The sequence below is a fragment of the Acinetobacter sp. YH01018 genome (assembly GCF_013420295.1).
Classification (GTDB): Bacteria; Pseudomonadota; Gammaproteobacteria; order Pseudomonadales; family Moraxellaceae; genus Acinetobacter.
On record NZ_VOYL01000001.1, the window covers coordinates 154,936 to 168,817 of the forward strand.

Consider the following 13,882-nt stretch of genomic DNA (forward strand, 5'->3'; position numbering starts at 1 on the left):
CTATTTTAGGCTATTGAAAGTATAGCGAAGGTTGAGGTGAAATATATAACACTTTGGCATTAATATACTTAGGCTATTTACAAAACTACTTAAAGTACTGGCGTGGACTTTGTCCAAACCAGCGTTTAAAGGCATGATTGAAAGCTGCAGGCTCTGAATAACCCAGCAACTCTGCAATCATTTCAATGGAATATTCTTTATATTCCATCAATCTTAATGCCTTGTCTTTAATCAATTGTTCACGTATCTGTTTATAACTGCTTTGTAACTGTTGCAGTTGATGCCGCAACGTACGTTCTGGAATTTGCAGCGCTTGTGCCGTCTCTGCCATGCTAGGCATTACACCTGCTTGCAGCTCCAGATAATCTTGCACACGCTGCACCAGGGAGGGTACAGATTTATTCATCTTTAAACGCTCCAACTCAGCAATACATTTGCTCTCATAAAGATTAAAGGTCATTTTATCTGCTGAAGGAATTTGTACATTTAACACGGCATCATCAAACCAGAATGCCGCCGACTCAGCAGCAAACTGTAATTCAGTACCATAGTAATCCTGATAGACATCTAGATCCTGCTGATTTTCAGGCAGCACAAACGGTAGTTCAATCTGCATTCGGGGAATACTTAAGCCCATCATGTTATACAGATCTTGAATAAATTTATAAGTTCCCGATATTTCACATTGTGCTCGCAACAGTCCGAGGTCACTGTTTAAATCTTCAGGTACATAGCACAAAGCCACCTTTTGAGCTTTATATTTTAAACTTAACACGCCTGTTAAATGAGTTAATGCCTGATAGCGAATCCCCTGCTCTAAAGCAGTACGGATATTTTCACTGGTAACCAGTAACATCAGTAAAGGACCATAACCCGCAAGTGCATAATGCTGCCCAATAAACAAACCTTTTTCTGGTGCCACATCCTGCCCAATAACTTTAAGCACATCCCATTCCAGACCTGGATGAATAATTGAGCTAGGATCCAATGCATCCGCACGCAGTCCAATACTTTGAAGTTTTGGATCAACAGCAATCCCAGCTTTACGCATGCCTTGAATTAAATACATCAAGCCGAGAATGGAACGTTTCATAGCAGGATCACATCAAAATAACCTCTTAATTTTTACTATAATTTTTCATGCTTGCAAATTGCCGAAACTATCAATTTTTCTGTCATGGCTATCATGTCGGTTATCTCACCCTTGCTATAAGATACAAAAATAATAGAAGCAATAAGGCCAATAAAAAATGCACAATCAAACACTGCAGCAATCTATGCCAACATAAACAAAAATCGCTATCATTGGTGCAGGCTTTGGCGGTTTGGCGATGGCTATACGTCTACTACAAAGCAATATGCATGATTTTGTGATCCTGGAAAAAGCCAGTGATGTAGGGGGAACCTGGCGCGAAAACCAATATCCCGGTGCAACCTGTGATGTCCAGTCCCATATGTATTCCCTTTCTTTTGCCCCCAAAAGCGACTGGTCAAAACGCTATGCTGAAGCACCCGAAATCTTTAAATATATACAAGATTTAGTCACTGGCTTTAGCTTTAACCTGGAAAAATATTGCCAATTTAATCGTGAAGTTCTGGCTGCCCAATACAATGAACAAAGTTGTGACTGGAAACTCATCCTCAATAATGAACAAACTTTAATTGCTCAATTTGTGGTTTTTGCATCCGGCCCTTTACATGTACCCCATATCCCTCATATCAAGGGCATTGAAAAGTTTCAGGGTAAAGTTTTTCATTCCTCACAATGGGATCACCAATATGACTTGACAGACAAAAATGTTGCTTCAATTGGGACAGGTGGGAGTGCAATTCAATACATTCCAGAAATTGCAGCTAAAGTTAAGCAACTCTATGTGTTCCAGCGTACTGCGGCTTGGGTCATTCCTAGAGATGAACGCCGCTATTGGAATGTTGAAAAGAAATTATTTAAAAAACTAGACTGGTTTAGGAAACTGCACCGGGCACGCTTATATTGGTCCAATGAATCTCGCGTGGTTCCCATTGTTCAACCTGCAGTGATGAAATACACCCAAAAACTGGCAGAAGCTTTTATCAAGTTTCAGGTCAAAGACAAAAATCTGGTGCAAAAACTGACACCTGATTACATCATGGGATGCAAACGTATTTTGGTATCCAATAAGTACTATCCCACTTTTAACCGAAGCAATGTTGAACTGGTGACCGAGGCTATTCAGGAATTTACTGAAAACAGCATCATTACCAAAGATGGCAAAGAACGTAAGATTGATTGCTTAATTTATGGAACCGGTTTTATTACCGATCCACGCATCTATCTAAAATCATTTCAATGTAGTGGTGAACACGGACAAGATTTGCGCGGTGCCTGGCAGGAGGGTGCAGAAAGCTTCTATGGGATGTGTACCAAAGGCTTTCCCAATTTATTTCAGTTGCTGGGACCTAATACGGTTTTGGCACACAACTCCGTGATTTTTATGATTGAATCTCAGGTGAACTATATTCTACAAATGATTGAACTGGTTAAAAACACGCAAAGTCATGCCATTGTGGTTAAAGATCAGGTACAAGACCGATTCAACCAGCGTATACAAAAATTGCTTGATGGCACAGTCTGGCAATCTGGCTGTGTGAGCTGGTACCAGCAAGATAGCGGCAAGAACTTTGCCCTGTGGCCTACTTATACCTGGAAATACTGGCTACAGACAAAAAAGCTTAATCCTGCTGACTTCCGTCTGCTAAATAAAACAGCTGGAAGTCGTGCAGCCTAAATATTTAACGGTCATAATAAACAGGTATTTATTAGCTGCTTAATTCTTTATGCAATCCTTTTGGTTGATTTTCCAGTTACTGCTTTGTTTAGTGCTCGGATTTGTTTTGGCAAGACGCTTACCTCACTGGCTTGTGCATCTTGCTTTTAAGATTCTGCCCTATTTTACCTATTTGCTTTTAAGATTCTGCCCTATTTTACCTATATTCTGCTGATTGCTATTGCCATTGAGTTTAGGCAAACATTACATACGATTGCTCAGCCTTGGCAAATCCTGAATCAGGCCGCTGTTTTAGCCATACTCACCAGCCTCGGCGCATTCCTCTGCTGTTATGTGTTATTCAGGCTTTTGGGTTATCAACCGAGTCACGGCAAAGTGTCTATGAGCCTTGTGAGCAAATCCCTGATCAATATCAGTTATGCTTTTATTGCCTTACTATTAGGTTATGTACTTTCTGAATCTACAGCCTACATGGGCTACACATTGCATATAAGTACCTGGAACCTATTACTGGCGTTCATGTTCATGATTGGCTTGGATCTTGCCTATTCACCCTTAGACCGATCCTGGCTGAACTGGAAAATTTTACTGGTGCCATTGGGCTGTATAGTCGGTTCACTACTGGGTGCTTTCGTTACAGCTACACTGATTCAAGACATCAGTTTAAAAGATCTCATCATGCTGTCCCAAGGTTATGGCTTTTATTCCATGACCGGTATTGTGGTCACAGAACTCAAAAATGCCCATCTTGGCAGTATTGCACTGATGAATGACTTGTTTAGAGAAATTCTGGCAATTGTGTTTATGTATATTATCGGTTGGCGTTATCCACGCTCTGCAATTTCCTCAGCAGGAGCAACAGCAATGGATGTCACTTTGCCGATGGTAAAACAGGCCTGTGGCAATGATTTTATTCCACACGCCATGGTCAGCGGCTTTATTCTTTCTATACTAGCACCCATATTGGTGAGTGTGCTGGCAGCAGTTTAATTTTTATATTTATCCCTCACCTACCTCCTCTCCCAGAAGGAGAACTTGTCCATTTTTACAATAATGGGACGTTCTCTCTCCCTTTGGGAGATGAGGAGCACTGCTCCGCAAGGGAGAGGGTGTAAAGTTACAAGGTCGCCAAAATATCTTTTAGCATTTGACGCGGATTGTCCGACTTGGTAATTGGTCGTCCAATCACCAAATGTGTAGAACCATCCAGCATGGCTTGCTTAGGTGTGACAATACGTTTTTGGTCATCTGCCGCAGCACCCGCCGGACGAATGCCCGGAGTGACTAAAGCAAAGCCCTGTCCTAAAGTTTCACGCAGCATTTTGGCTTCCTGAGCAGAACAGACCACCCCATCCAGACCACTTTCCTGAGTGAGTTTTGCAAGACGTTGCACTTGTTCAAATGGTTCAACATCTAAACCAATATCTTTTAAATCTTCACGCCCCATTGAAGTCAGCACAGTCACTGCAATCAGCTGCGTATTATAGTTACCCGCTTTTAAGCGCTCTACACAGGTTTCCATCATCTTACGGCCACCTGATGCATGCACATTCACCATCCAAACACCTAGGTCTGCTGCTGCACATACGGCTTGAGCCGTAGTATTGGGAATATCATGAAACTTCAAGTCCAGGAAAACTTCAAAACCCTTGTCATGTAATGCCTTTACCACATTTGGGCCTTCATGAGTAAATAGCTCTTTACCAACTTTCACCCGACATAATGCAGGGTCTAACTGCTCTGCAATCGTTAATGCGTCATATTGGCTTTTAGCATCCAGTGCAACAATGATACTCAAGAGACTTACCTTCGCTCAGACAAAAAAGAAAGCTTATTATAAAAGGTATTCCAAGGTTTAACAAAGTGATAAAAAATTAGTTCATTGACGTTATTGCTTTAAATTTTCCTTATAAGGTTAGCTTGTAAAAATAAAAAACACCCTGAAGCATTTACTTTAGGGTGTCCCAAAATTTATTCAATGTTTCGGTTTCAAGCTGGCTGGCTAAAACCCAAACATTATCACTAACACACAGCACTATAAGGGATTAGACGAACGATCATTCGAATGAATGTCTAAAACTGTTTTTTCATGTCTGCTATGAGCTGCTGCCTCAGCTGCTGCCAGTTGTGCCGCCTGTATTTGTTCTTTTCGAAGATGTTCGATGTCTTTACGTAGTCGCTTAATTTCCCAATTATTTTGAAATACCCGGAAAATTTGTACCCCTAACAACAAACCCAATGCCACACCTAATGCCAAGGTTAATAACAGCAATAAACCTAAACGCATTGCCGGTACCTGTGTAAACAATAGGTCAACTGAAAGTTCAGTACCATTTTGCAGCACAAGAGCCAATGAATAGCCAAAAAGTACAATGAGCAATGCGACTAAAATGTAACGCATAAACACCCCATAAATTTTTTATTACTGTACCGATTCGTTTACTGCATCACGCAATGCTTTGCCAGGTTTAAAATGCGGAACTGCTTTCGCAGCTACTTCAACAGATCGACCTGTTTTAGGATTACGCCCCAAACGTGGATCACGGTGATGCAAAGCAAAACTGCCAAAACCCCGGATTTCAATACGATTATCAGATGATAATGCGGCTATCATTTGATCAATCATAATCTTAACAGCTTCTTCAACCAAAGGTTCTGCCAAGTGTGGATTTTTTAGGGAAATTCGCTCTATTAAGTCAGACTTATTCAGTGCTTCAGTAGTCATCTGCGACCTCTTTAATTATCAAGCTACTTTGTAGATGAAACGATAATAACCTGTTTAAATACAAAACGGTAGCGTAATAAGTTAATACTACGCTACCGTTTACAGTATTTGTGTAAAAAGTATTAGTTAATTTACATTAACAATACATTTTAACATCTACTTAGTTACCCATTTGAGCTTTGATCAAATCACCAATAGTCTTAGGACCATTGTCTTGACCAGCTGCAGCTGTTTTCAAGTTAGCAACCGCTTCTTTCTCTTCAGCTTCGTCTTTCGCTTTGATAGACAAGTTGATAGAGCGAGATTTACGGTCTACATTGATAATCTTAGCTTCAACTTCTTGACCAACTTCAAGGAACTTAGTTGCATCTTCAACGCGGTCGCGGTTGATTTCAGATGCTTTAAGAGTCGCTTCAACTTCGTCAGCTAACTTAACAGTAGCGCCACGAGCGTCAACTGCAGTTACAGTACCTTTAACAAGCGCACCGCGTTCGTTAGCAGCCAAGAAATCGTTGAACGGATCGCTGTTCATTTGTTTGATACCAAGGCTGATACGGTTACCTTCAGCATCTACAGACAGGATAACTGCTTCAACAGTGTCACCTTTCTTGTAACGACGAATCGCTTCTTCGCCTTGTTCGTTCCAAGAGATGTCAGACAAGTGAACTAGACCATCGATACCGCCTGGTAAACCGATGAAGATACCGAAATCAGTGATTGATTTGATCGTACCTGAAACTTTTTCGCCTTTGTCGTGGTCTTTAGCAAACTCTTCCCATGGGTTAGCACGAGTTTGTTTGATACCCAAAGAAATACGACGACGTTCTTCGTCCACTTCAAGAACCATAACATCAACTTCGTCACCGATCTGAACAACTTTAGATGGGTGGATGTTTTTGTTAGTGTGGTCCATTTCTGAAACGTGTACTAAACCTTCAACGCCTTCAGCGATTTCAGCGAAACAACCGTAGTCAGTCAGGTTAGTTACGCGCGCTTTAACGATAGAACCTTTAGGATAACGGTTCATGATCGCTAACCATGGATCTTCGCCTAATTGTTTAAGGCCTAAAGATACGCGGTTACGTTCGCGGTCGAATTTAAGTACTTTAACAGTAACTTCTTGTCCAACTTCAACAACTTCTGAAGGGTGCTTGATACGTTTCCAAGCCATGTCAGTGATGTGAAGAAGACCATCGATACCGCCAAGGTCAACGAACGCGCCGTAATCAGTAAGGTTCTTGATAGTACCAGTAACTGTTTGACCTTCTTCAAGCTGAGCAAGAAGAGCTTCACGGTCAGCTGAAGATTCAGCTTCCATAACAGCACGACGAGATACAACAACGTTGTTACGTTTAGCATCAAGTTTGATTACTTTGAATTCTAACTCTTTGCCTTCAAGGTGAGTTGTATCACGGATAGGACGAGTGTCTACCAAAGAACCTGGCAAGAACGCACGAACTGGACCGATGTCAACAGTGAAACCACCTTTAACTTTACCAGAGATAACACCAGTAACGATTTCGCCGTCTTCAAAGATTTTTTCAAGTTTAGTCCAAGTTTCAGCACGTTTCGCTTTTTCACGTGATAAAACTGTTTGACCCATACCGTTGTCAAGAGCTTCAACAACAACATCAACAGTATCGCCAACTTGAACTTCAAGTTCACGTTGGTCGTTTAAGAATTCAGCGCGGTCAACAATACCTTCTGATTTAAGGCCAGTGTCAACTGTTACCCAGTCAGAGTCGATATTTACTACAACGCCTTGGATGACTGCACCCTTTTCAACGTTGAGGTTTAATTCGCTTTCTTCAAAGAGGGCTGCAAAAGATTCGGTCATGATATACCTGATAAGTCAGCGGTCTTGGATCAGACAAGGCCGGTTTAATTAAGCTTCCACATAGTCCGTAATAAACTGATCTAGCTATGCTTTTGCTGAAAATTCGTTAATTGGCTAACTGCTTGTCGACAAAATGGGTCATCAATTTGAATACTTCATCGATATTCAATTCTGAACTATCAATAATATATGCATCTGCTGCCGGTTTGAGTGGGGCGACCGTGCGCTCCATATCTCTTTTGTCTCGAGCTTGTATATTAGCTAAAATGTCGTTCATTTTAACATCTAGCCCCATCCCCTGCAACTGCTTTACTCGTCGCTCCGCTCGGGATTCAGCCGATGCAGTCAGATAAATCTTGGCTTGCGCTTCAGGGAAAATGGACGTTGCCATATCTCTACCATCTGCAACCAGCCCCGGGGCTTGTGCAAATGCACGTTGACGCTCCAATAGCGCCGCTCTAAGTTCAGGAACTACCGCAACTTTTGAAGCAAACTCTCCTACTCGTTCAGTACGAATGGTTTGAGTAACGTCTTCACCATCAAGCTGGACCACCGTACCTGACTCAGTTGTAACAAACTTTATGTCTAAATTTGTTGCAATTTTTACGCATTGCTCCAGTTCAGAATCCAGGCAATCAAGTAAATCCTGTTGATGTAATGACAGCCCGAGCAGACGATATAGAGCACCCGAATCAAGCAGATGAAATTGATAATGTGCTGCCAGTTTAGCCGCAAGTGTGCCTTTCCCGGAACCACTCGGCCCATCTATGGTAATAATTTGAACTGTCATTAATTTTCCACTTTACCCTATACAGTTTTAGCTAATTTCGAAAAACCTAGTTTAATCGCAGATTTAAGCTGTGCAAGGATTAATTTACTGATAAAAGGTGCACGTGCCTGCAATTCAATGGTATAGGTGACCAAGGTTTTGTCATCATCTTTAGCCTCAAACTCGATAATGCCCAAATGGTGTTTTACCAAAGGGTTTTTCACAATCTGGTATTCGATACGCTGATTCGGTTCCAGCAAGGTAATCTGTTCCCGTAAAGGCTTGACGGGACCAAAACCCATACGGCGTACCGAGCCCACACCATCCGGACGCTCAGGATCATTGGAGTCTTTAATCCGTTCAACCTGAATCGGTGCAAAAGCCACATTGTAGGTGGCATGCTTTGATAGCAAATCAAAAACCTGATCGATGGGTGCGTTAAATTCTTTTTTTACTTGAATAGAATTCATGACTTATCCTGATTTTTATTGACAATACTCATTGTCATTATAGTTTATATGATTTTAATTAATGATTTTGATTATTTAGAGATTTTTCTTGTAACTTCTGCAATTTTTTTTGCTCACGGCGCATCTTGAAAAAATTGCTGAGCTGCTGGGAACACTGTTCTTGCATACACCCTGCCTCATACTCGAAAACATGATTGTAGTAACCGGTTTCAAATAATCGACGCATGCTAATTAAGGAACCTGCTTTCGGTTCAGTTGCACCAAACACGACCTTGGAGACCCGTGCATGAATCAAAGCCCCAACACACATGGTACACGGCTCTAAAGTCACATAAAGTACCGCATCTTCAGGTAATCGGTAGTTATTCAGATTTGTACAGGCTTGGCGTAAAGCCTGAACCTCAGCATGAGCCGTGGGATCATTTAAAGAAATGGGTGCATTATGTCCTGCGCCAATAATCTGATTTTGACTGACGATGACTGCACCCACAGGAATCTCCTGTTTTGAAGCGGCAATAGCAGCCTGCTCATACGCAAACTGCATCCAGTATTCGTCAGTCAATTGTGTAGCATCAGTCATCTGCTTAACTGATGATACCGTAATGCTTCAACAGATCATTCCAGCTTTGAATATTGGTCACAGGCGGACAGTCAGACAAGATGGTTTTTAAAGAGAAATCACTGCCTTTTATCCATTCCGGAGACAGGTCTTTATCAACCAGACGCGCCCGTACACCTTCGACGAAATCAGGGTGACGAATCTTCCAGTTGGAGATTTGCGTTTCAAGCTCAAAAACTTCATTCCAAGAATGAACACGCTTGCCCCACTGCCATAATAACCAGGTTAATGCTGCTGTAGTAGGCGAACCTTTTTGCAGATTTTCACTCGCTTGACGAAGCCAATCACTGCGTGCATCACTCAGCCCAATAATAGATTCATAGTCATGTTCAAAGTTCACCCCACGGCAAACGCTATGAATGACATCCAGTGAATTTTGTAAAGGTCCGGGACCTACCGGACGGTGCATACTGTTTAAAGTATCATCAATGGCACGAAAATCTCCTGCCGGATAATGCCCCCAATCAATATTCAGCACTTTGTCCAGCACATTATCACGCTGTGCATCACAAATATGGGTTGCCCAGCCAATCCCATATGCACCGGCAGAGGTCATAATGGAACCAGTTAAACCAGTAAACAGACCAATCGCGCCTCGATCGGCCAAGAAGCGTGTCGCACCGACATCCGGATACAGGCCGATATTAATTTCAGGCATTGCCAAACGCGAATAAGGCGTCACCAGGCGGAATGGTGCAGCCATAAACAGGCCCAGACCACCACCCATTACATAACCTTCACCCCAAACCAGTACTGGCTTGGCATAGTTATGCAGCAATAAATCTAGCGCATATTCTTGTTCAAAGAATTTGTTTGCGGTTGCAACTTCATCATTAATGACCAACTGACGAAGTTTACGGACATCACCACCAGCACAGAAAGCCTTCGGGGTGGTCGAATCCAGCCAGATCGCTTTTACCGCATCATCATGGTGAAAATCTTGGAACACTTCTAAGAGTGCAGTAACGATAGATTCATCCAGAGCATGTAGAGATTTCGGCCGATTCAGGCGAACAATGCGCCAGCCGTTGATTGCTTCCTCTACAATCAGATCAGGATGATAACTTTTTAGTTCAGGAGATTGTGTCATGCGTCCAGCTGCCAATTGATCGGCTTAATGCCATTTTGTTTCAGATAATTATTTGCTTTTGAAAATACTTTACAACCAAAAAAACCACCACGATTTGCTGACAAAGGAGAAGGATGTGCAGCTTTCAATACTAGGTGTTTATTTTGATCGATACGTTGTCCTTTACGTTGTGCATAGGCTCCCCAAAGGATAAACACGATATGTTCACACTGCTCATTTAAAGCATCAATCACATGATCAGTAAAATCCTCCCATCCACGTTTCTGGTGTGATGTCGGTTGTCCTGCTTCAACAGTCAATACCGCATTGAGCAATAACACACCTTGTTCAGCCCAACGGGTTAAATCGCCATGCTTGGGAACAGGAATACCCAGATCAGTATTTAATTCATGGAAAATATTACGTAAAGATGGCGGTAATGCAACCCCTCTTTGTACTGAAAAACTTAATCCATGTGCCTGATTGGGCCCATGATAAGGATCCTGACCCAGAATAACGACTTTAACACGGTTGAAAGGTGTTGTATTTAAGGCATTAAAAATGAGTGAATTAGGGGGATATATAATTTTATCGGCATGTTTTTCAGTCAGCAAGAACTGTTTTAGATCATCCATTTTGGCACTGAGCAAAAAATCGCTCAATGCATTTTTCCAACTTGCATCTAACTGGATTTTATCGAGTTTAGCTTGCTGTTGTTCCGTTAAAGACATACTTGCTTCCTATTTTTTTTTGACCAGCCCAAACTTTTTTCATTTTCTTCAAATTTGTACTTGAAGATCGACCGCTGGATTCTGGAATTTAATGCCTTGTTGTAATTTTTCATACATTCCAGGATCTGCCCATTCCGCTTGGACCTGTTCAGAAAATACAATCTGGTCAAGACTGAGCACACCCATTTGTTCATTTTCAATATCTTCAATAAAGCTTTGCGCATAACCGGTATCGGTTTCATGCACAATCACCGAATAAACCTCTACGTCGCCTTCCCCATTTTGGGTAATGGTCGATGCAAGCACCTGTTGTGCCAGATAGAAGAAAATGCGTGAGAACTGTTCTGCAGAAGGTGAAACAGGTAAAGATACCCAGCGGGCACTAAATTTTTTGCAAGCGGCAATATATTCAGCATCATCATATTGCCAGAAGCAGATCGCATGATCAAAACTGTCAAAAATATCTTTGATTACGCCTTTTAATAATCCGAAATCATAGACCATTTGACCATGATCAAGCTTGGACGCTTTAAGCAACAATTCAACTTTATAGCTATGACCATGAATCGAACGCTTACAGCGATCCGATGTGCAGTTTCGCACAATATGAGCATTTTCAAACTTAAATAACTTACGAATTAACATGTGCCGTGATGCAATCAAAAATCTGTGAATTAAATTTGATTATAAAGCAAAAGTGAAAGTTATAAAGCAAAAGTGAAATTCTGAACATTAATTTTACTGTTCAATAGCATTGGAGAAACACATGCCGTTGAATGGATGTGTTTCTCATTTTTCATCATATCTCGGGATCTAATTAGAATGGAGCCATACTACGAGATGCGATATACACCGACTTATCTTTTCGTACCAGATCACTACTGAACTGGCGTTTACGTCCGCTGAGCTGCACTTCAATTTTGGCTTTAAAATACGCAGATTTTACATCTAGCAAATTGCTTGTCTCACTTCTCACATCAGCACCGACCTGACTAAACGGCTCAATACCCCATAACTCATTCACACTGGAAAAATGCTCCAACTTGGCTTGGCGTTGTTGCAACAGCTGTTGCACCGCGTTGATATCCAGTTTGGGATCGAGACTGGCCAGCAGCATTGCCGGAGCAGTATTGATATTCACCTTGTTATCAGCATTTGGAGCAGCACTCACATAATCGGCAATTTTCAGATATTTTTTTCCTTCAAAGCCACGTACCAGTTTCAGTTCTTCTACACGATGAAATTTGCTGTTTGCCGGTAAATAGCCCTGTGGCAATCCCTGATAATAACTGGCTTCTGCACCCATCGAGTCTATGGTTTCGTTATCGGCATCTTGCCAGTCAATGACCGCCTCACTTAACTTTTCCGGCAATCCCACACGCAGCAACAGTTTCTCAAACCAGGCTTTTGCCTGAGGATTGGGCGTACCATCCGCATTTACCAGGCTGTTTAAGTTAAATTTTCCCGATTGATCTTCTAGAACCCCCGCAACAAAACCATCCTCTACCGGAAAAGCCGGCATCGGTTTGGCCCAGTTTTCTTGCAAATAATCAATATTACCGGCATTTTCCGCATCATCGACCAAAAGCTCTGAAAAAAAGGCTTCAGCACTTTTGGCATATAACAGTGACTGGTTTTGACGCATTAAATATGCCGTGTTTTCAGCTGTATTGGCCTGTCTTTTGGCAATGGTCGCAGCCAGGATGGTGGCCAGTGCCACCATGACCAAAATCGTAATTAAGGCAACACCCTGTTGCGGCTTTATGTTCAATTGAGTCACACCTTATGATGTAGCATTATTTGTATTGCTATTTGCATTGTTATTCAAAGTACTATTCTGCTGTTTTAAATAATCGGTGTTTAATAAACTGAAAATCCACTCATAAGCCACATCTTTGACGGTCAGTTTAATTTTAATGCCCTTCGGCAAGATCTGTTTTTGTGTGGCATCGTTTAAATCCGCCTGCCCCTCTGGCCACGCATTAAGCTCATTCGGATTTAATACCACAATTTCAAACTGGTCGACATCATTTAATAGCACACTGGACTCAGGCTGATCCCGCCCTGTACTGTTTAAATTGCGATATTTCAGCCGATACAGTTTCTTTTCATCGGCACGATATTGATATTCCACGCGCTCATCCGGCGAAATACCCTGCTGTAAAGGATCAGTAACCCCGGTTTTACTAAAATTAAATCGACCATTTTGCAAAACCAAAGCAGGCTGAATATCACCCTTGATATTGGCATTCAGTGGCACAACCTGAACGGTGTCACGCAGAATCTGCTGATAGCCTTCCTGCAACTGACCCAAATTAATCTCATGTTCAGCATTACGGTCTTTGACCTTAATTAAATAATCAAAGACTTTCCAACCCAATGCGGAAAGCACACTAAAGATGGCAATTGCCACCAAAAGTTCAACCAAAGTAAAACCTTTTTTATTTTTCGCAGTCTGCTTTTTCATGCTTTGGCCTTCGGGTTAAAGAAAACCACATGGGTCACTCCTGATTCAACCTTGCCAGTTTCCGCATTAAACAAACTGACCTGTACCTCTATGCGTTGTACATTGGGACTGATGGTCGATTGTGCAGATTTGTCAATTTGCCAGGTTTCCCCTTGCTGGGTGACCTGTTTGGATTGGGTTCCCTGTAACCACTCCTGATTCACCTCCATCAGCGCCACTTCATTTAAGGCCACGAATTGTGCCTTGGTTCTTAAAATGGCATTCGAAGTCGCCTGAGTGTATTGCATCGCCACTTTGGTAAAGGCAATTGCAGCAGTGGCGAAAATTGCCAGGGCCACCATCACCTCCAATAGCGTAAAGCCTGAGGCACGATTAAGTCGAGTACTACTCGATCGTGCCGCAAGTCCGAAAGCTATGCTTGAGGAGC

15 protein-coding genes and 1 pseudogene are annotated in these 13,882 nt (G+C 42.0%); 2 read left to right on the forward strand and 14 right to left on the reverse strand.

Going from position 1 to position 13,882, the window contains the following annotated elements; translation table 11 throughout:
* Window positions 1–85: 85 nt before the first annotated feature.
* The gene (locus FTT83_RS00700; RefSeq protein ID WP_086195463.1) at window positions 86–1,093 is read right to left on the reverse strand and encodes an AraC family transcriptional regulator; all 1,008 of its coding nucleotides are present in this window, start codon (window positions 1,091–1,093) and stop codon (window positions 86–88) included.
* Between the two features lie 238 nt (window positions 1,094–1,331).
* Between FTT83_RS00700 and FTT83_RS00705 the strand changes: the two genes are divergently transcribed.
* Window positions 1,332–2,768 (forward strand): NAD(P)/FAD-dependent oxidoreductase, encoded by a 1,437-nt coding sequence (locus tag FTT83_RS00705; protein ID WP_180176133.1) that lies wholly within the window; start codon window positions 1,332–1,334, stop codon window positions 2,766–2,768.
* 49 nt (window positions 2,769–2,817) lie between these two features.
* Window positions 2,818–3,758, forward strand: a pseudogene (locus FTT83_RS00710) (lysine exporter LysO family protein).
* Between the two features lie 127 nt (window positions 3,759–3,885).
* Here FTT83_RS00710 and pyrF read toward each other — a convergent pair.
* The 13 genes from pyrF to gspI form a co-directional block, all read right to left on the reverse strand.
* The gene (gene pyrF / locus FTT83_RS00715) at window positions 3,886–4,566 is read right to left on the reverse strand and encodes an orotidine-5'-phosphate decarboxylase (protein ID WP_086195465.1); all 681 of its coding nucleotides are present in this window, start codon (window positions 4,564–4,566) and stop codon (window positions 3,886–3,888) included.
* A gap of 237 nt (window positions 4,567–4,803) precedes the next feature.
* Window positions 4,804–5,169, reverse strand: a complete 366-nt coding sequence (locus FTT83_RS00720) for a lipopolysaccharide assembly protein LapA domain-containing protein (protein ID WP_086195466.1) — start codon at window positions 5,167–5,169, stop codon at window positions 4,804–4,806.
* Between the two features lie 21 nt (window positions 5,170–5,190).
* Window positions 5,191–5,493 carry an integration host factor subunit beta gene (locus tag FTT83_RS00725; protein WP_180041642.1) on the reverse strand — a complete coding sequence of 101 codons (303 nt, stop codon included), beginning with the start codon at window positions 5,491–5,493 and terminating at the stop codon, window positions 5,191–5,193.
* Window positions 5,494–5,653: 160 nt separating this feature from the next.
* Window positions 5,654–7,330 (reverse strand): 30S ribosomal protein S1, encoded by a 1,677-nt coding sequence (gene rpsA / locus FTT83_RS00730; RefSeq protein WP_086195468.1) that lies wholly within the window; start codon window positions 7,328–7,330, stop codon window positions 5,654–5,656.
* Window positions 7,331–7,436: 106 nt separating this feature from the next.
* Window positions 7,437–8,120 (reverse strand): (d)CMP kinase, encoded by a 684-nt coding sequence (gene cmk / locus FTT83_RS00735; protein ID WP_086195469.1) that lies wholly within the window; start codon window positions 8,118–8,120, stop codon window positions 7,437–7,439.
* Window positions 8,121–8,137: 17 nt separating this feature from the next.
* On the reverse strand, window positions 8,138–8,569 hold the full coding sequence (locus tag FTT83_RS00740) for an SRPBCC family protein (RefSeq protein ID WP_086195470.1): 432 nt from the start codon (window positions 8,567–8,569) through the stop codon (window positions 8,138–8,140).
* A 58-nt stretch (window positions 8,570–8,627) separates the two neighbouring features.
* Complete coding sequence (gene tadA / locus FTT83_RS00745) at window positions 8,628–9,149, reverse strand: tRNA adenosine(34) deaminase TadA (RefSeq protein ID WP_086195471.1); 522 nt, start codon at window positions 9,147–9,149, stop codon at window positions 8,628–8,630.
* A 4-nt stretch (window positions 9,150–9,153) separates the two neighbouring features.
* On the reverse strand, window positions 9,154–10,278 hold the full coding sequence (locus tag FTT83_RS00750; protein ID WP_086195472.1) for an enoyl-CoA hydratase/isomerase family protein: 1,125 nt from the start codon (window positions 10,276–10,278) through the stop codon (window positions 9,154–9,156).
* The gene (ung, locus tag FTT83_RS00755) at window positions 10,275–10,988 is read right to left on the reverse strand and encodes a uracil-DNA glycosylase (RefSeq protein WP_180080325.1); all 714 of its coding nucleotides are present in this window, start codon (window positions 10,986–10,988) and stop codon (window positions 10,275–10,277) included. The genes FTT83_RS00750 and ung overlap by 4 nt, the downstream gene beginning before the upstream one ends.
* A gap of 48 nt (window positions 10,989–11,036) precedes the next feature.
* Entirely contained in the window at window positions 11,037–11,633 is a 597-nt protein-coding gene (locus FTT83_RS00760) for a 6-carboxytetrahydropterin synthase (protein WP_180041646.1), read from the reverse strand.
* A gap of 172 nt (window positions 11,634–11,805) precedes the next feature.
* Window positions 11,806–12,753 carry a type II secretion system minor pseudopilin GspK gene (gspK, locus tag FTT83_RS00765; RefSeq protein ID WP_180176156.1) on the reverse strand — a complete coding sequence of 316 codons (948 nt, stop codon included), beginning with the start codon at window positions 12,751–12,753 and terminating at the stop codon, window positions 11,806–11,808.
* Window positions 12,754–12,771: 18 nt separating this feature from the next.
* On the reverse strand, window positions 12,772–13,455 hold the full coding sequence (locus tag FTT83_RS00770) for a type II secretion system protein GspJ (protein ID WP_180176134.1): 684 nt from the start codon (window positions 13,453–13,455) through the stop codon (window positions 12,772–12,774).
* Window positions 13,452–13,871 (reverse strand): type II secretion system minor pseudopilin GspI, encoded by a 420-nt coding sequence (gspI, locus tag FTT83_RS00775; protein WP_373456096.1) that lies wholly within the window; start codon window positions 13,869–13,871, stop codon window positions 13,452–13,454. The genes FTT83_RS00770 and gspI overlap by 4 nt, the downstream gene beginning before the upstream one ends.
* Between the last annotated feature and the right edge of the window lie 11 nt (window positions 13,872–13,882).

Coding starts and splice junctions, on each gene's coding strand:
- FTT83_RS00700 (WP_086195463.1), bottom strand. CDS start 1,093: ATGAAACGTTCCATTCTCGGCTTGATGTATTTAATTCAAGGCATGCGT.
- FTT83_RS00705 (WP_180176133.1), top strand. CDS start 1,332: ATGGCTATACGTCTACTACAAAGCAATATGCATGATTTTGTGATCCTG.
- FTT83_RS00720 (WP_086195466.1), bottom strand. CDS start 5,169: ATGCGTTACATTTTAGTCGCATTGCTCATTGTACTTTTTGGCTATTCA.
- FTT83_RS00725 (WP_180041642.1), bottom strand. CDS start 5,493: ATGACTACTGAAGCACTGAATAAGTCTGACTTAATAGAGCGAATTTCC.
- rpsA (WP_086195468.1), bottom strand. CDS start 7,330: ATGACCGAATCTTTTGCAGCCCTCTTTGAAGAAAGCGAATTAAACCTC.
- cmk (WP_086195469.1), bottom strand. CDS start 8,120: ATGACAGTTCAAATTATTACCATAGATGGGCCGAGTGGTTCCGGGAAA.
- FTT83_RS00740 (WP_086195470.1), bottom strand. CDS start 8,569: ATGAATTCTATTCAAGTAAAAAAAGAATTTAACGCACCCATCGATCAG.
- tadA (WP_086195471.1), bottom strand. CDS start 9,149: ATGACTGATGCTACACAATTGACTGACGAATACTGGATGCAGTTTGCG.
- FTT83_RS00750 (WP_086195472.1), bottom strand. CDS start 10,278: ATGACACAATCTCCTGAACTAAAAAGTTATCATCCTGATCTGATTGTA.
- ung (WP_180080325.1), bottom strand. CDS start 10,988: ATGTCTTTAACGGAACAACAGCAAGCTAAACTCGATAAAATCCAGTTA.
- FTT83_RS00760 (WP_180041646.1), bottom strand. CDS start 11,633: ATGTTAATTCGTAAGTTATTTAAGTTTGAAAATGCTCATATTGTGCGA.
- FTT83_RS00770 (WP_180176134.1), bottom strand. CDS start 13,455: ATGAAAAAGCAGACTGCGAAAAATAAAAAAGGTTTTACTTTGGTTGAA.